The following is a 16,718-nucleotide window of genomic DNA, read 5'->3' as shown; positions in this document are numbered from 1 at the left end:
GCGGCTAATCCTCCAGACCCTAATGGATCTTAGTTTCTAGCCAACGATTCGCACATTCCCATCCCCATCTCAATAATCAACCGTTTACGCGCCATTACTACCTCCGATAAATCTTGCATCTTTCACCAAAAAGGCAGAAGCCAGAAAAGCCACTTGGGAAAAGACCGCGTTACCCGAAATCCTTGGTAAACACAATTCATGAATTGTGCCTACGTCTTTTCACACCTATGTCTGGTCATTGCACCCTTCTGCCCCTGCCTCCTAAAGTGCTTTAGACCATCTGCTGCAAGCGATTCAGACGCTCTGAGTAACTTTTCATCACCTTTAGGGCAAACATGGGTGTTTCCTGAACGGCAAACAGAAACCCGTTCTCATCAAGGAAACCCAATTTGCTATCTACCTTGGCAATAGCTGTATAAGTTCTATTTTTGACTCCTATCAGTATCCCGACACCAAAAACTTCGCCCGTCTCAATGGTTTCAACAACTTTGCCATTGACTAATATATCCACCTCTCCTTCCAGAATGCCGTACATTTCATCCCCAGACTGTCCATCTTCAAAGATGACTTGGCCTGCCGAAAATACTTTAGGGTCGGATTGTTTTTGAAAAATACTGACTGTTACTACAGGACTTAGCATTAGAGCAACCCCAAAATTATTTTTTTTTTAACGAAACTTTTTGATAGCTTTAGGCGAACCCAGAAAAGTATACTACTTTCTGTTGATTAACTCTCAAGCTCCGCAAAATTCCTGATTAGTCCCCTGGTTGACAGTCAATTTGATCAGGCAAAGCGGAAAATCGTGGTAAGTGAGTTCTACGAGTTATATGGTGTCCATCTAAAATTAGCTGTAAAAAAAGACCTCTAAGAGGTTTTAGTATGCAAAACCGCCCCTCTCTGAGAGGATGTTTGAAAAGTTCTCTTATCGGTAGCAAAAAGTTCTAGATCCCCCTAAATCCACGCCACGTGCTTCAAGTCGGCAGAGCCGCCCAACGCAGTGGCTCCCCTTAAAAAGGGGGACTTTGAAGGTTTTTTGCCCCCCTTTTTAAGGGGGGTTGGGGGGATCAAAAGCCAGTGGGACAATGTTAGAAGACTTGTGTGTACACCGTAGCCGACTCCCAAAGAGACAGACTTGAACTTTTGTTCAAGGCAGGGAGAGGTTTATCGAACTCACGTTGTAAAGGTGAGTAAAATAGCAAATTTTGGTTTTCATGTCATCTTCTATAATTAATAAAACCTGCACACCTAATTCTAGGCATGAGACTGTGACCGAATCAGGAAGTTACAAAGATACTGTAAACCTACCCAAGACTAACTTTGAGATGCGGGCAAACGCCATCAAGCGGGAGCCGGAAATCCAAAAATTTTGGGAAGATAATAAAATTTACGATCGCCTCTCCGAAAATAATCCCGGCGAATTATTTATACTGCATGATGGGCCTCCCTACGCTAATGGCTCTCTCCATATTGGTCACGCTTTAAATAAAATTCTCAAAGATATTATTAACCGCTACCAACTGCTACAAGGGCGTAAAGTTCGTTACGTCCCTGGTTGGGATTGTCACGGTTTGCCAATTGAGTTGAAAGTTTTGCAGAACATGAAGTCAGCAGAACGGCAAAATTTAACGCCTTTACAACTGCGGCAGAAAGCGAAAGAATTTGCTTTAGCGGTGGTAGAAGACCAACGTCAAAATTTTAAACGCTACGGTATTTGGGGGGATTGGGACAACCCTTATTTAACTCTGAAGCCGGAATATGAAGCGGCGCAAATTGGCGTGTTTGGTCAGATGTTCTTAAAAGGCTACATCTATCGCGGTTTGAAGCCGGTTCACTGGAGTCCGAGTTCTAAAACCGCTTTGGCTGAAGCTGAGTTGGAATATCCTGAAGGTCACATTTCCCGCAGTATCTATGCAGCTTTTCCCATCACAGGTTTGGCGTCAGCTGTAAAACCACTGTTGGCGGAATATCAGTCAGATTTGGGTGTGGCCATCTGGACAACTACACCTTGGACGATTCCGGCGAATTTGGCTGTGGCGGTGAATGCAGATTTGAATTATGCAGTGGTGGAAGTGGAACCCCACCCCCCAACCCCCTCCCCGCAAGCAGGGAGGGGGAGTGAAGAAGTAGCTTCCGCCTCTGCGTTAACGGAGAGGGGGACTGAAGGGATGAGGTTCCGCTATCTCATCGTTGCTGCTGATTTGGTGGAACGTTTATCTTCAACGTTGGGAATTGAGTTAACTCTAAAAGCCACGTTTAAGGGGAATGATTTAGAACATACTACTTACCGTCATCCTCTATTTGACCGCGAAAGTCCGATTGTAGTCGGCGGTGATTACATTACTACTGAGTCGGGTACTGGGTTGGTACATACTGCCCCCGGTCATGGTCAAGAAGATTACATTGTTGGTCTGCGTTACGGTTTGCCTATCCTTGCGCCAGTGGATGACAATGGCAATTTTACCGAAGAAGCGGGAGAATTTGCGGGGTTAAATGTGCTGGGTGATGGGAATCAGGCGGTAATTGATGCCTTAAGGTTGGCTGGTTCTTTGTTAAAGGAAGAAGCATATCCCCACAAGTATCCCTATGATTGGCGGACGAAGAAGCCGACGATTTTCCGCGCGACTGAACAATGGTTTGCTTCTGTGGAGGGATTTAGAGAAGAAGCATTAAAGGCGATCGCCACGGTAAAATGGATTCCAGCCCAAGGTGAAAATCGCATCACCCCAATGGTGGCGGAACGTTCCGATTGGTGTATCTCCCGTCAGCGGAGTTGGGGTGTACCAATTCCCGTTTTCTACGACGAAGCCACGGGAGAACCATTGCTGAATGAAGAAATTATCAACCACGTTCAAGGAATTATCGCTGAAAAAGGTTCTGATGCTTGGTGGGAACTGTCGGTTGAGGAGTTATTACCAGAATCCTATCGTCAAAATGGTAAGTCTTACCGCAGAGGTACTGACACAATGGATGTATGGTTTGATTCTGGCTCATCTTGGGCAGCTGTCGCCAAACAACGTCCAGAGTTACGCTACCCGGCTGATATCTATTTGGAAGGTTCCGACCAGCATCGCGGTTGGTTCCAGTCAAGCTTACTCACGAGTGTAGCAGTGAATGACATTCCGCCTTATAAAACTGTGCTAACTCACGGCTTCGCTTTGGACGAACAAGGGCGGAAGATGAGTAAGTCAGAAGGAAATGTGGTTGACCCAAATATAATCATTGAAGGCGGGAAAAATCAAAAAGCAGAACCGGCCTATGGTGTAGACGTATTGAGGCTGTGGGTATCATCGGTAGATTACTCCGGCGATGTCCGCATTGGCAAAAATATCATTAAGCAGCTGAATGATGTCAGAGGCAAAATTCGCAATACGGCGCGGTTTTTGTTGGGTAGCTTGCACGATTTTGACCCGGAAAAAGATGCAGTACCTTTCGAGGAATTGCCAGAACTTGACCGTTATATGCTGCACCGCATCACCGAGGTGTTTGAAGAAGTGACGGAAGCTTTTGAGAGTTTCCAATTCTTCCGTTTTTTCCAAACAGTGCAGAATTTCTGCGTGGTGGATTTATCCAACTTTTATTTAGATGTTGGCAAAGATAGACTGTACATCAGTGCAACCGATGCTTTCCGCCGTCGCAGTTGTCAAACGGTGCTGAAGATAGCAATAGATAATTTAGCACGAGCGATCGCTCCAGTATTATGCCACACCGCCGAAGATATCTGGCAATATCTCCCCTACAAAACACCTTACAAATCGGTGTTTGAAGCCGGTTGGATACAGGTAGAGGAAAAATGGCGTAATCCTGAATTAGCAGAATTTTGGTCAGCGCTGCGACAACTCCGCACCGATGTTAATAAGGTATTAGAACAAGCCAGGATAGAAAAACTAATTGGTTCTTCCCTGGAAGCGAAAGCTTTGATTTATGTACCTCACAAACAATTAGGCGATGCTATCAAAGCCTTTAACCCTGTTAACGGTAACGGTGTGGATGAACTACGGTATTTGTTCCTGACTTCCCAAGTGGAATTATTAGATTCTGCTCAAGGGTTGCAAGGATTAGAATATACAGCGCAGACGGAAGACTGGGAAATTGGGGTAGTGAAAGCAGACGGGGTAAAATGCGATCGCTGTTGGAACTACTCCATTCATGTGGGAGAATCAAAAGAACATCCCCTAATTTGCGATCGATGTGTTGCAGCCTTAGCCGGAGAGTTCTAAAAGTTAGGAGTTAGGAGTTAGGAATAAAAATCCATAACTCATAAGTAGTCGGACATAATTAATTATACAATGTGATTGCGAATAGAGCGTTCACAAGGACTGTAAATATTTTTGTCTATCTACTTACAGCAATTTTCAGATAAATAGACCAGGCGGTAGGGGCACAGCAATGCTGTGCCCCTACAACATATGTGGTTCAATTAAATGAAAACTGCTGTAACTCATAACTGATAACTCCTCACTTTAAATTAAAGCTTTTGCAACAACTCCTGAGTTAACTGAAAAAACGCTTTTGAACCAGCTGATTGGGGAGCAATTAAAACAGCTGGCATAAAACTATCAACAGCCTTAGCAACATTAACATCAACTGGTATTTGTACCTTACAAATTTTTTCTACACCGAAATCTTCAACAACGCGGTGCATCACTTGTTTATAGTATCTGCCAGTGAGAAGGTTAGCGCTGGACATACTAAATACAATTCCCAGCATTTTTATATCTATCTTGCTTTCATGTCCGTGACTGTCTTTTAATTGGGCAATGCGTCTTTCCAGCAGTTGAATACCCACTACAGATAAAGGTTCTGGTTTAGCAGGAAGTATGTAGAAATCGCTGGCGGCTAAAGCGCTACGAGTCAATAGATTATAGCCCGGTGCACAATCGAGAAGGATAAAATCATATTCTTGACGTACTGGTTTTAAGATGTTATTAATCAAGACTCTTTCAAAACGATTCCAAATCATTTCAAAGTCCTGTTCACCCAAAGCAGTTGCTTGTTGATGAAGCATTTCTGAGACAACAAATTCATCATACAAGTCGATATCTCCTGGTAATAAATCTAGTCCTGGAAGATTACAAACCTGGGATTGAATGATATCTTGAATTGTCAGTTTTGCTTGTGGGTCTGGATTGATAACTTCGTCTATTAGATACCTAAATGTCTTACTTTGTTTACGACGCTTGGCAAAATCTAAAGGTGACATCAAACTGAGTGTGGCGCTAATTTGGCTGTCTAAATCAAGGACAAGCACGCGCTTGCCATGATTTTTAGCTAAACAGGTAGCTAAGTTGACGGTGAGGGTGGTTTTACCAACGCCACCTTTCATATTTGCAGTAGCAATTACATATCCCATTGGCTGAGTCCTCTGTTGACGCATTCCGTTACATAAAATTTATCTAAAGTTACCTAAACCAATCTCCTGCGAGAAAGATTGTAGATAAATTTAGCATTTACTTCCTACTTCACCCTGGAGATGTCGGCATCTACCAGTCCATAGGCTAGCATCACCTAACTGGCGACTCTTGACAAATTCACTGCCGCATTCAGATCACGATCAATCACAAAACCGCAATGTCCACACTCAAACACTCTTTCACTTAAAGAAAGTGTTTCTTTTTTAGTGCTGCAATTTGAGCAGGTTTTGCTACTAGGGAACCATCTATCAACTACCACAAGTTTAGATCCGTACAGTTGGCACTTATAGGTCAACTGACGGCGAAACTCAAAGAAGCCCATGTCAGCAATTGCCTTAGCTAGCTTATGGTTAGCCATCATGCCCAAGACATTTAAATCCTCAATTACTACTGTGCCGTGGTTCTTGGCTAGTAGTGTGGTGAGTTTATGTAATGTACATGAGCGGATATTCGCTATTTTTGCGTGCAGCCTAGCAATGTTTAGCTGTGCCTTTTTCCAGTTGGCAGAACCCTTAACTTTATGGCGATGCACCCATTGCATTCGAGAGAGTTTTGCTTCAAATCTCTTGTAGGATTTTGCACCGATGAATACCTCCCCACTAGAAAGGGTTGCTAGCACCTTGACTCCGAGATCCACCCCGACAATACTCGTGTTGGGGGACTGTTTTTCCTCAACATCAAATCTAAAACTAATAAACCATTTCTTTGCTTGCCGAGATATTGATACTGACTTGGGATTGACTTGCGGTAATCGCTCGTAGGTTTTGAGGATGCCAATTTTCGGCACTTGGATTTTGTTGGAACCAATCACTTTGATAGCACCTTCAATCGCAAAGCGATCGCTCAGTCCTCTTTTCTTAAAGTTTGGAACGCCAGAAGTCTTTTTAAAGCATCTGTCCCAAGCAGTTCTCAACGACCTTAATGCTTCCTGTGGTGTCGATTTAGCAGAGTTATAATACCACGGACATTCAGGTTTCACTAGCGCTACTAACCACTTATGTAGGTTAATAGCACTAGGAAACTTTATCTTCTCGGTTGGGTTAATTTGATTGTGGTCAAGTATTTGTTTTGTGAGCGCGAGTCCCCAATTCCAAGCATGGCGCGACACACCGCAATGTTGCAATAGGTGAGTACGCTGTAAGTTATTTAGTTTCAACTCGGTTTTGAAACCTAAGAGCATTTATCTAACCCTCATGCCACAATGTCTCCCATACCACACAATATGGAAGTATGGCGACTATAAAATTTAAACCACAGAAAAAACTAGCCTATGACAAAACTCCTCTTGAGTTGAAGGTTTCACTCTTGTATTAGGGAAAAAGTTATGGCTATTCCTGGTTGGCAAGAAATACTGAAAATGTTCCTCCATGAAATAATTGATAGAAACGAAAAACTCACTCACGATAAGCAAGATTAAATAGTTATAGGTAAACATTTCGCAATTTAGTTTAGCCCATCTAGGTAGCGTACACCTATCTCGATCTATTAAATCTTCCATTAAATTTAATATTTTCGCAAACTCATTTGTTACCCCCAACTCCCCACTCCCAACTCCCCACTCCCTACTCCCCGTCTCAGTTGTAGTTTATTTACCTGAAAACAGCTGTAAATTGCTGTCACTTTGGTTGAAAGCTAGATAACATTAGATTCGGGCGTGTTTACTAGTTCGGGAGTGCCAAAATGTCTAAACAGCTGGGTCAAAAAATTGCACCGACACCGATATCAAATGATATCAATGTGGTGGATTTGATTGATCAATACTTCACCGCCTACAACTCAGCGCGGTTGCGGGAAATCTGCCAACTTCTGAGTCGTGATGTACTAAAGGAAGGTGTCACGGTGGGAGTTAGCCTTTCCGGTGCGATGACACCAGCAGGATTTGGGGTTTCAGCACTTGCGCCCTTAATTCGCAACGGTTTTATTGACTGGATGATTAGCACTGGTGCAAATCTTTACCACGATATGCACTACGGTTTGGGTTTTGAACTCTTTGCTGGTAATCCGTTTTTGGATGATGTGAAACTGCGCCAGGAAGGCACTATTCGCATTTATGACATTATCTTTGGTTACGATGTGCTGCTGGAAACCGATGCGTTTATCCGCAAGATTTTGCAAGGGGAAGCGTTTCAGAAGCGGATGGGAACTGCTGAGTTTCACCATTTACTGGGTAAGTATGTTCGGGAAGTAGAAAAGCAGCTGGGTGTGGAGCATTCCTGCTTGCTGGCGACAGCTTATGAGTATGGCGTACCTATATATACGTCTTCTCCAGGAGATAGTTCAATTGGGATGAATGTGGCGGCTTTAGCTTTGGAAGGTTCGCAGTTGGTGATAGATCCATCAATTGACGTAAATGAGACGGCTGCGATCGCATATAATGCGCGTGAATCAGGAGGAAAAAGTGCAGCTGTAATTCTCGGTGGCGGTAGTCCCAAAAACTTTTTGCTACAAACCCAACCGCAACTTCACGAAGTATTGGGACTAGAAGAACGAGGACACGATTTCTTTGTGCAGTTTACCGATGCGCGTCCAGATACAGGCGGTTTGTCTGGAGCAACCCCATCGGAAGCCGTCAGCTGGGGTAAGATTGACCCGGAAGAGTTACCTAACACAATTGTTTGTTATACCGATAGCACGATCGCGCTACCACTGGTGACAGCATACGTCTTGAATAAGTGCCAGCCTCGTCCCCTGAAGCGAATCTACGACAGGCGAGAAGCCATTTTGGACAAACTGCAAAAAGACTATCTAGCAGCCAAAACCCGACCATCCGATCAGATTCCAGCAGCAGTGGCTGAAAGTGCTTCACAGCAAACAGCGACTTATCCTTGTGGGCGGCTGATTCCGAATACTCACTAGGGAGTGCGTCAAAATTTATCGAATAGCCCAAAGAAACCTCACCCTGGTTTTGCTATGCAAAACCTGTCCCTCTCCTTATTAAGGAGAGGGATGTCCGTCAGGACACAATTTTGCAAATATACCAGATGAGAAACAAGATTCTTGCTCCCTCTGCTTACCAAGGAGAGGGTTGGGGTGAGGTTTTACTTCCGTCCAATCAACAAATAAGTTGTCATTTTTCCTTTGCTTTTAACTTCGATTTCGCCCCGCTTTTCAAATAAAAATTGATCACATAAAGACTTATAAGTATCTTCTGTAACCTGGATTTTACCGACAAGACCTTGGGATTCCATGCAGCTAGCGATGTTTACCGTGTCTCCCCAAAGATCATAAGTAAAGTTGTTGAGGTCAATTACTCCCGCGACTACGGTACCGCTATGGATGCCGATACGAATGCTAAAGTTTTGGTTATTCTCAGTATTAAATAGAGCGATCGCTGTTTGCATGTGGAGTGCCATTTGAGCGATCGCTTGAGCATGATCTGGGCGGCGTGTGGGTAAGCCGCCAACTACGATATAAGCATCATTAATGGTCTTGATTCTCTTTAAACCATGTTGTTCGGTGAGGCGATCGAAAGCTGATAAAATTGGGTTGAGTAAGTTTACCAGTTGAATTGCACTTATAGAAGCAGCAATTTCGGTAAAGCCAACAATATCTGCAAATAAAACTGTGATATCAGCAAAGTCTTCGGCAATGTTAGCTGATTTTTCTTTCAAGGGTTTGGAGATGGCGGCTGGTATAATATTCAGCAATAAACGTTCGGTTTCTTTCTGCTGATCGCGCAGCGCTTCTTCTGCTGCTAGTCGCTGAGTGATATTGCGAAAAATGCCGCGAGTCGCAACTGGATGACCTTCGACAAATTTACAGTTAATGTTACCTTCTATAAAGATTGTTTGACCGTCTTTAGTAACGAATGCGGCTTTTACTTGCCCAAACTTTTCTCCTGAAAGCACGCGATAAAACCTTTGCAAACAGTCTTGTTTAAACTCTGGATGTATAATATCAAAAACATTCATATTCGCAATTTCAGCTTCGCTATATCCCAAAGTTTCTCGCCATGCACGATTAACATACAAAAAACGACCAGATGGATTGACGGATTGAATCAGGTCATTAGCATTTTCAAATAAATCTCGATATCGTTCTTCACTTTCTACAAGAGCATCTTCTGCTTGTTTGCGTTTGATAAACTGGGCGATTTGACTACCAATAGAACCCACCATTTGCAATAGGTCTTTATCTTTTGGTTGTACGTCCCGGCTAAAGAAAACCATCACTCCTAAGATTTCACTATCGTCTAAGATGGGGAAGCCAAAAGCTGCGTGCAATCCAGCCTCAGCCGCAGGTTGCGATCGCCTTTTGTCTCGATCTTCTGTGATATCTTGAATCCACAAGGGCAAACGTCTGATCCAAATTCGACCAGGTAAGCCAACACCGGGTATATAGGTAGTTTGCCAGGTGATTGCTTTAAACTCTCGGACAGAAATTAATCGACTTGACCAAATTTCTACACACCTTAGTACTGCATTGATACTGTGTCCCTGTATCGAAGTGCCAATATATTGACTTGGTGTCCAAAGTTCGCCTAAATCCCATCCCAAATTTTGACAAATCGACTGCAAAACTTGCGGAATTACCTGCTTTACGCTCTGGGATTCTGATAATATCCGAGTGATAGCATACTGGGTACTTGTAAGCTGTTCCCGGTGCTGCCGAGCAGTAATATCCCGACCAATATAGACAATATCTTCTAATCCTTTGATTTTTTTCGGAATGACTGAACAAGAAAAAGCAATTAACCGCTTTTCTCTATTTTTTGTTCGACAAATTACCTCGAAATTCTGAAATTTTTTCTGAAAATAAGAATTCTGGTAAATAGCTTTAATTAATACTTGATTGTCATCAATTATCATTGATATTGGTTGATTAATTAATTCTTCTTCACTAAAACCAAATAATTGTTGAGCAGCACGATTTACTTTTTTGATTTTTCCTAAATTACTGGTTATAAACAAAGCATCTGCCATTGCAGTAATTACTTGTTCCATGTAATTTTTGTATGAGATTAAAGCAGTTGAGCGCGGATTTTTTTCAATGGTTTGCTGTGCTAAGTTTTGCTTTAAAACTAGCCTATCGTTAACATCCTCCATTAGGACAACTAATTTATTTTTATCCTGTTCGCTGATAATATATCTATATAGGAATCCGGTTTGATTCCTGAATTTACTTGCGTGGGCAGGGAACTCTTAATAGGGAACAGGGAACTCTTAACAGGAAAGAAGGGATAGATCGGTACTGAGTCTTGTTCAAAAATCAAATAGGAGTCCTATAGATGGATATTATTCTCTGAAACTGGTCCAGTTGCTTGTAATTCAAACAGTTCATGCTCCCCTTGTAGGACAGCTTTATTAAGTAAGTCGGCATAAATAACCTTGCTTAATATTTTTAATATATTTCTTTTGGAGGATTGACAAGTGAATATAACATTGCATTTTGAGCAGTTTCTACTCAATAGTGGTCTTCATCTTTAAGTTTAATCCTATGTGGTATTCTACAAAACGGTGAATTAGGTTAGTGTTACTGAATCCAAATTCACCAATAATGCAGATTTTGAGTATTCCAGCTAAATATTGCCGTAGACAGGAATTGCTGCACCTCGGATATCTTTAGCAGCTTCTGAAGCTAAGAAGCAGATTATTTGTGCCAAGGATTCAGGTTTAACCCACTTGTCAGCATTTTCTGCACCCATTGCTTGACGGTTATTGGGGGTATCAATCACGCTGGGAAGGACGACATTAGCAGTGATATTGGTATCTTTAGTTTCATCAGCGATCGCCTTTGTCAAAGCTACCACACCGGCTTTAGCAGCGGAATATGCTGCAAATTGTCCAGCAGGTTCGACAGCAGCTTTAGAACCTACTGTGACAATGCGTCCATAGCCATGTTCCAACATTTTTTTCAGGCTATATTTGCAAACCAAAAAAGTTGTATTCAAGTTGATATCTAATTCGTGTTTCCAATTAGAAAAACTGTATTCGTGGGTTTTTCCCATCGAAAAGCCACCCACCAGATGAATTAACACATCCACCCGTCCGATGCTGTTGATGAGATTTTCTACCGAGGCTTCCTCCTCAAGATTAGAGGGGACAAAGGAAAGTCTAGCAAAATCAGCGGGTGAAAGAATGCTTTTGAGGCGTTCAATATCTTTGGGATTCCGATAAGGAATTGTCACCTCTGCACCTTGGGCGAGAAGCAGTGGTGTCACACCTAAACCTAGTCCACCAGTACCACCTGTGAGTAAAACTTGTTTGCCTTTCATCAGTTTTACATACTTGAAAGTTCATTTTTCAAGATAGCGCGATCGCAGCCATCCGGTAAAATTTTTTCAGGTTATATCGTTATCCAGTTGATTAATGTATAAGTTATTACCAGAGAGCGTCAAAACGTAAACTTTTATCAGATGTAAAATTGCAGTGCGATCGCCTAAAATTTAAGATTGAGAAAGTTATATCTATAAAGTTAGTCAAAACCCAATGAATCACCAGCGTGCTAATACTCTCAAAGCTGCATTTCAAGTTTGTAATGTTGAACCGCTAGAGGGTGCAGACATGGAGCGTTACTATGTTGATTTATCAGCAGTTCGCAAAACTTCAGCAATTGACAGCGTTAGTACGATTTTAGACTTTCAAGAACCCGCAGATTTCAGCACAATTTTGTTTACCGGACATCGCGGCTGTGGCAAAAGTACAGAGTTAAAACGCATTCAAAACCAATGGGAAAAACAATACCACGTAATTTATTTAGAAGTTAACGAAGAAACAGATATTAATGATGCTCGTTATACAGATTTATATTTAATCGTCATTAAACAAGTAGAATTTGAGTTGCGTAAATTAGGTTTAAAATTTGATCCTCAACTTCTGGGAAACTTTGAATCTTGGTTTAAGGATATTACTAAAGAAACCGAAGAAAGTGTGGAAAGGTCTGTCAGTATTGAAGGAGAAGCGACTCTAAAACCAGAAGCTCCATTTATCGCTAAATTGATGGTTAAATTACTGGCACAAATTAAAGGTTCTGATAAGCAAAAAACTACTATTCGCCAAACTTTAGAAAAAGACCTATCACGTCTGAAAGCAGATATTAACCTTTTATTAGGAGATGCATTTGTTAAACTCCGAAAAAAATTCCCTCAATATAAGGGTTTATTAATTATTTTTGACAACATGGATCGTGTACCACCGACGATTGCAGAACATTTATTTTTTGATTATGCGGCTCAGTTACAAGAATTAGATTGCACGATAATTTATACAGTTCCAATTTCTGTGCTTTGTTCCCCGAAAAATCCACTCAATCAGTTTGATGGTAATCCTCATATTGTACCAATGGTGAATATTTATGAATTTGAACGCGATCGCTGCCATTTAAACTACAATCAAACGGGACTAGAAGCAGTTGCCAGTGTCATTGAAAAGCGGGTAGATATTGATGCTGTATTTGCATCTCGTCAGGAATTGCTAGATTTAGCAAAAGCCAGTGGAGGACATGTCCGCCAATTAATGCAGATGACGCGGACTGCTTGCCAAACTGCTAGTACTCGCAAACATCCCAAAATTATTGCCGAAGATATTATCTATGCTGTAAAACAACAGCAATTCAGTTTTGAAAGGTTTATTCCTGAAGAACATTATACGTTTTTAGCCCAAGTGTGTATCACCAAGAATGTCAGCAAAGATGATATCGGTCAGTTAATGCTGTTTAACACTTCCGTTTTGGAATACAACGGCGAGAAACGGTGGAATTACCCGAATCCAGTGGTGAAGCAAAATGAATTCTTCCAGAAAGCCCTCGAATCCGCACTCGCAGCGCAACCTTAGCTCAGAAATAGGAGCGTTTATCGCGCTTAATCAAGAGATATTTGCTCAATTACTCACCTTTGTAGACTTTGCAGAAAAGTTTACCATTGGTTTTGTAGAAATTAATTTTCCCCCAGATGCAGAAATATTAGTTGAGGCGCTAAAGACAAATCCTGATTGTCGGGATATTCAATTTGTTAGTCTGAGTTTTTCTGATGCAAATTTGCGATTTCTCCGGGATGAAATTGTCAATAAATTACCAACTATTGAGATAGAACCTAACAAAAAATTAGTCTTGATTGTACAGGGTTTAGAAAAGTCTATTGGTGTTTATGGAGAATATCCGCCAGTTTTACAAGACCTCAACTTTGTCCGAGATGCTTATAAAAGAACTGTTCCTCATCCGATTCTGTTTATTCTGCCAGATTATGCGCTGACTCGGTTAGCCAAATTTGCTCCTGATTTTTGGGCTTGGCAATCGGGGATGTTTCGGTTTCAAACACCTCAAGTTACCAAAGATCATGCGATTAATGAGACTCAAAATACTGAGAGAATTATAGATAGATTAGAACCTCCAGAAAAGCAAGAACGGATCGATTTATTACAACGCCTGCTAATGGAATATAACCCGACTGGACATCAGGCGACAGGAGAAAACCTCCGCAACTGTAGTAATATTTTGCATCAGCTAGGAGTCGCGTATCTAAGTAAGAATGAACCTATTAAAGCTAGAGAATATTTAGAAGAAGCCGAAAAAATAGCTAATGAGTTTCAAGATTCCACCTTCTATGCTGAAGTCCTCAACACATTAGGAGATTCTTATGGGCAGCAAAGGCAATTTGATACAGCGATCGCTTATTATCAAAAATCTTTAAGTATTTCACAGCAACTTCAGAATTCTCGCGGCGAAATTGCTGCTTTGTATAAACTGGGGAATGTTTATCTAGACTTGAGACAATTTACACAGGCAACAACTTTCTATCAACAGTGTTTAGAAATTGAACAACAAATAGGCGATCGCTATTCCCAAGCTAGCACTTACCACCAGTTGGGAATGGTTGCCCAATATTTGCGTGAATTTGAGGAGGCGCGGCGCAATTACCAACAAGCTTTGGCTATCAAAATTGAATTTGGCGATCGCTATTCTTCTGCCAGCACATACCACCAGTTGGGAAGAGTTGCCCAAGAATTGCGTGAATTTGAGGAAGCGCGGCGCAATTACCAAAAAGCTTTAGCTATCTACATCGAATTTGGCGATCGCTATTCTTCTGCCAGCACTTACCACCAGTTGGGATATGTTGCCCAAGATTTGCGTGAATTTGAGGAGGCGCGGCGCAATTACCAACAAGCTTTGGCTATCTACATCGAATTTGGCGATCGCTATTCCCAAGCTGGCACTTACCACGAGTTGGGAAGAGTTGCCCAAAAATTGCGTGAATTTGAGGAGGCGCGGCGCAATTACCAACAAGCTTTGGCTATTAAAATCGAATTTGGCGATCGCTATTCTTCTGCCACCACCTACCACCAGTTGGGAAGAGTTGCCCAAGATTTGCGGGAATTTGAGGAGGCGCGGCGCAATTACCAACAAGCTTTGGCTATTGATATCGAATTTGGCGATTGCTATTCTTCTGCTGGCACTTACCACAATTTGGGAGCTGTTGCCCAAGATTTGCGTGAATTTGAGCAGGCGCGGCGCAATTACCAACAAGCTTTGGGTATCAAAATCGAATTTGGTGATCGCTATTCCCAAGCACGCACATACCACAGTTTAGGAACGCTTGCAGAAGCAGAAGAAAACTACGCAGAGGCGAGGGTTCATTTGCAGATAGCGTTGGAGATATATGTTGAGTATAAGGATGAATATTCGGGAGCGATCGCACGGGAGGCGTTAGAGAGATTACCAGAGTGATCGGGTGATGGCATTTAACAGGGGCGCAACCAGATCATACTCATTAGGCAGGTGTAGCAAGTCGATACAATGGCATTGTCAGCCGATACAATGGCATTGTCAGTCGATACAATGGCATTGTCAGCCGATACAATGGCATTGTCAGCCGATACAATGGCATTGTCAGCCAATACAATCAAATTGCAAGAGGTTGCATTGAGATAACACGGCAATGCAAATACTTAACGGCAAGATGCACTCATTAGCAAGTAGCGCGATCGCATCAATATAGTAGCGCTTGTTCAGTTCAATACAGACCTAACCCCCAACCCCTTCCCTACAAGGGAAGGGGAGTAAGATTCAAAGCCTCTCTCCTTTTAGGCTATCCATTACCCGGATCTTTCTTAACATTTGCGAGAGTATTGACTCAGGTTTTTATAACCCAGATTCGTTCGTTGTTCATTCTCAATAAAAACGCAGTTTTAGCGAGAAGATTAAAAGCGAATTTGTCAAGTATGCCTAAATTCTCAGTGTCTAAGACGGTTATAGAACATGGGTTTCAAGATTGTAAAGAAAGATGTGGGTAACGCATAGCCTTTTAGGAGAGAGGTTTGGAGAGAGGTCAAAGTCTATGCCATACACAAAGCATTCAGAAAAAGGCAATGATTTGCAAACTAGCACATCAGTTTTCTGGCGCTAGAGTTGCAGAATTGCCAACGGGTGGTTCGGTGTATTCGCAAAAAATATTCAAGCCGATTTTGAGGATATATAAAACAATAACAGTTGCGATCGCTGGATCAATTGCCAAACCGTGTGCCGTCGCTACACCAACAAGTGAGATAATCAACCCTGTCAGCAAGGGCGAACTCCCTGGATTTTTGTTGTATTCTTTGAGTTGACCGCGAAAACCATCATCGCCACAAAGTTCCTCACGCAATACCTTTAGTGTTACTTGCCAAAGTGATTTACTTTGCTGCATCAACGGTTGCCCATTTTTCTCAATCCACAAATCCGCAAAAGCGCTTTCAACTTTGCCATTGTGTTTTTCCAAGTGATTTAAAGCGTGTTGTGCAGGGTCGTAATCTTGTAAAATCTCCCGTGCAACACTAATTTCTGTAAGACTTAATTGAGCATCCATCATTTATCCTCATTTTTTAGTTTGTCATTTGTCATTAGGCATGGGGCATTGGTTATTAATTCATCTTCCTCACTCCCTCATCCCCCTCATCTCCCTCTACTCCCCACTCCCCGCAAGAGTTCAAACTACGTCAAAATTTAAATAAACGCGATCGCATCTTACCGACAATGCAAATTACCCAAAGTCTCCATACAGCAATTCTTGTGACTGACTTAGAACGCTCTGAACACTTTTATGGCACAGTATTGGGATTATCCAAAATAGATCGTTCCCTAAACTACGCTGGTGCATGGTATCAAGTCGGCGACTATCAACTTCACTTGATAGTTGCACCTACCGTCCCCACGGAAAACCCAAACGAAAAATGGGGACGTAATCCCCACATTGCTTTCTCCGTTGCTGACTTAGACACCGTTAAACAAGAGTTGCTCAATCATAATTATCCCATTCAAGCCAGTGCTTCCGGTCGCGCTGCCCTGTTTACTCAAGATCCTGATGGGAATATTATCGAGTTTAGTCAGCAGTGAGGG

Annotated in this window: 12 protein-coding genes; 6 read left to right on the top strand and 6 right to left on the bottom strand. The window is 42.2% G+C overall.

From position 1 onward, the window contains the following. Nucleotides 1–271: 271 nt before the first annotated feature. Nucleotides 272–640, bottom strand: coding sequence for a cyclic nucleotide-binding domain-containing protein (locus tag HWQ41_RS26595; protein ID WP_292769848.1), 369 nt, complete (start codon nt 638–640; stop codon nt 272–274). Between the two features lie 625 nt (nt 641–1,265). Between HWQ41_RS26595 and ileS the strand changes: the two genes are divergently transcribed. Then, the gene (ileS, locus tag HWQ41_RS26590) at nt 1,266–4,217 is read left to right on the top strand and encodes an isoleucine--tRNA ligase (protein ID WP_292769845.1); all 2,952 of its coding nucleotides are present in this window, start codon (nt 1,266–1,268) and stop codon (nt 4,215–4,217) included. A gap of 248 nt (nt 4,218–4,465) precedes the next feature. Here ileS and HWQ41_RS26585 read toward each other — a convergent pair whose 3' ends face one another. Together HWQ41_RS26585 and HWQ41_RS26580 are read right to left on the bottom strand one after the other, a co-directional pair. After that, on the bottom strand, nt 4,466–5,350 hold the full coding sequence (locus tag HWQ41_RS26585; protein ID WP_292769843.1) for a ParA family protein: 885 nt from the start codon (nt 5,348–5,350) through the stop codon (nt 4,466–4,468). 155 nt (nt 5,351–5,505) lie between these two features. Next, nucleotides 5,506–6,591, bottom strand: coding sequence for an RNA-guided endonuclease TnpB family protein (locus HWQ41_RS26580; RefSeq protein ID WP_292769840.1), 1,086 nt, complete (start codon nt 6,589–6,591; stop codon nt 5,506–5,508). A 500-nt stretch (nt 6,592–7,091) separates the two neighbouring features. Here HWQ41_RS26580 and speY point away from each other — a divergent pair, with 500 nt between their 5' ends. Further along, the gene (speY, locus tag HWQ41_RS26575) at nt 7,092–8,267 is read left to right on the top strand and encodes a deoxyhypusine synthase (RefSeq protein WP_292769836.1); all 1,176 of its coding nucleotides are present in this window, start codon (nt 7,092–7,094) and stop codon (nt 8,265–8,267) included. A gap of 182 nt (nt 8,268–8,449) precedes the next feature. On the opposite strand, the gene HWQ41_RS26570 is transcribed toward speY, so the two are convergent. After that, a complete protein-coding gene (locus tag HWQ41_RS26570; protein ID WP_292769833.1) occupies nt 8,450–10,456 on the bottom strand; it encodes an adenylate/guanylate cyclase domain-containing protein in 2,007 nt (668 codons plus the stop codon). A 473-nt stretch (nt 10,457–10,929) separates the two neighbouring features. After that, nucleotides 10,930–11,625, bottom strand: a complete 696-nt coding sequence (gene fabG / locus HWQ41_RS26565; RefSeq protein WP_292769830.1) for a 3-oxoacyl-ACP reductase FabG — start codon at nt 11,623–11,625, stop codon at nt 10,930–10,932. Between the two features lie 214 nt (nt 11,626–11,839). Here fabG and HWQ41_RS26560 point away from each other — a divergent pair, with 214 nt between their 5' ends. The 3 genes from HWQ41_RS26560 (at nt 11,840) to HWQ41_RS26550 (ending at nt 15,275) form a co-directional block, all read left to right on the top strand. After that, a complete protein-coding gene (locus HWQ41_RS26560; protein WP_292769827.1) occupies nt 11,840–13,183 on the top strand; it encodes a P-loop NTPase fold protein in 1,344 nt (447 codons plus the stop codon). After that, the gene (locus HWQ41_RS26555; RefSeq protein WP_292769824.1) at nt 13,134–15,071 is read left to right on the top strand and encodes a tetratricopeptide repeat protein; all 1,938 of its coding nucleotides are present in this window, start codon (nt 13,134–13,136) and stop codon (nt 15,069–15,071) included. Before HWQ41_RS26560 ends, HWQ41_RS26555 begins: the two co-directional genes overlap by 50 nt. Before the next feature lie 69 nt (nt 15,072–15,140). Further along, nucleotides 15,141–15,275 (top strand): hypothetical protein, encoded by a 135-nt coding sequence (locus HWQ41_RS26550; protein ID WP_292769821.1) that lies wholly within the window; start codon nt 15,141–15,143, stop codon nt 15,273–15,275. Nucleotides 15,276–15,732: 457 nt separating this feature from the next. Here the strand turns inward: HWQ41_RS26550 and HWQ41_RS26545 are convergent, their stop codons facing one another. After that, nucleotides 15,733–16,188 (bottom strand): hypothetical protein, encoded by a 456-nt coding sequence (locus HWQ41_RS26545; protein WP_292769851.1) that lies wholly within the window; start codon nt 16,186–16,188, stop codon nt 15,733–15,735. A 167-nt stretch (nt 16,189–16,355) separates the two neighbouring features. Here HWQ41_RS26545 and HWQ41_RS26540 point away from each other — a divergent pair, with 167 nt between their 5' ends. After that, nucleotides 16,356–16,715 carry a VOC family protein gene (locus tag HWQ41_RS26540; protein ID WP_292769817.1) on the top strand — a complete coding sequence of 120 codons (360 nt, stop codon included), beginning with the start codon at nt 16,356–16,358 and terminating at the stop codon, nt 16,713–16,715. Nucleotides 16,716–16,718 lie beyond the last annotated feature (3 nt).

Source organism: Nostoc sp. NOS(2021), from assembly GCF_017115025.1.
GTDB lineage: Bacteria > Cyanobacteriota > Cyanobacteriia > Cyanobacteriales > Nostocaceae > Nostoc.
Note: the sequence above shows the minus strand (reverse complement) of the source record. Positions and strands in the feature narration are given on the sequence as shown.

What these genes read in the sequence shown, in the direction of transcription:
- HWQ41_RS26540 (WP_292769817.1), top strand. Translation starts at nt 16,356, where the DNA reads ATGCAAATTACCCAAAGTCTCCATACAGCAATTCTTGTGACTGACTTA.
- speY (WP_292769836.1), top strand. Translation starts at nt 7,092, where the DNA reads ATGTCTAAACAGCTGGGTCAAAAAATTGCACCGACACCGATATCAAAT.
- HWQ41_RS26585 (WP_292769843.1), bottom strand. Translation starts at nt 5,350, where the DNA reads ATGGGATATGTAATTGCTACTGCAAATATGAAAGGTGGCGTTGGTAAA.
- HWQ41_RS26560 (WP_292769827.1), top strand. Translation starts at nt 11,840, where the DNA reads ATGAATCACCAGCGTGCTAATACTCTCAAAGCTGCATTTCAAGTTTGT.
- HWQ41_RS26580 (WP_292769840.1), bottom strand. Translation starts at nt 6,591, where the DNA reads ATGCTCTTAGGTTTCAAAACCGAGTTGAAACTAAATAACTTACAGCGT.
- fabG (WP_292769830.1), bottom strand. Translation starts at nt 11,625, where the DNA reads ATGAAAGGCAAACAAGTTTTACTCACAGGTGGTACTGGTGGACTAGGT.
- HWQ41_RS26570 (WP_292769833.1), bottom strand. Translation starts at nt 10,456, where the DNA reads ATGGAGGATGTTAACGATAGGCTAGTTTTAAAGCAAAACTTAGCACAG.
- HWQ41_RS26550 (WP_292769821.1), top strand. Translation starts at nt 15,141, where the DNA reads ATGGCATTGTCAGCCGATACAATGGCATTGTCAGTCGATACAATGGCA.
- HWQ41_RS26555 (WP_292769824.1), top strand. Translation starts at nt 13,134, where the DNA reads ATGAATTCTTCCAGAAAGCCCTCGAATCCGCACTCGCAGCGCAACCTT.
- HWQ41_RS26545 (WP_292769851.1), bottom strand. Translation starts at nt 16,188, where the DNA reads ATGGATGCTCAATTAAGTCTTACAGAAATTAGTGTTGCACGGGAGATT.
- HWQ41_RS26595 (WP_292769848.1), bottom strand. Translation starts at nt 640, where the DNA reads ATGCTAAGTCCTGTAGTAACAGTCAGTATTTTTCAAAAACAATCCGAC.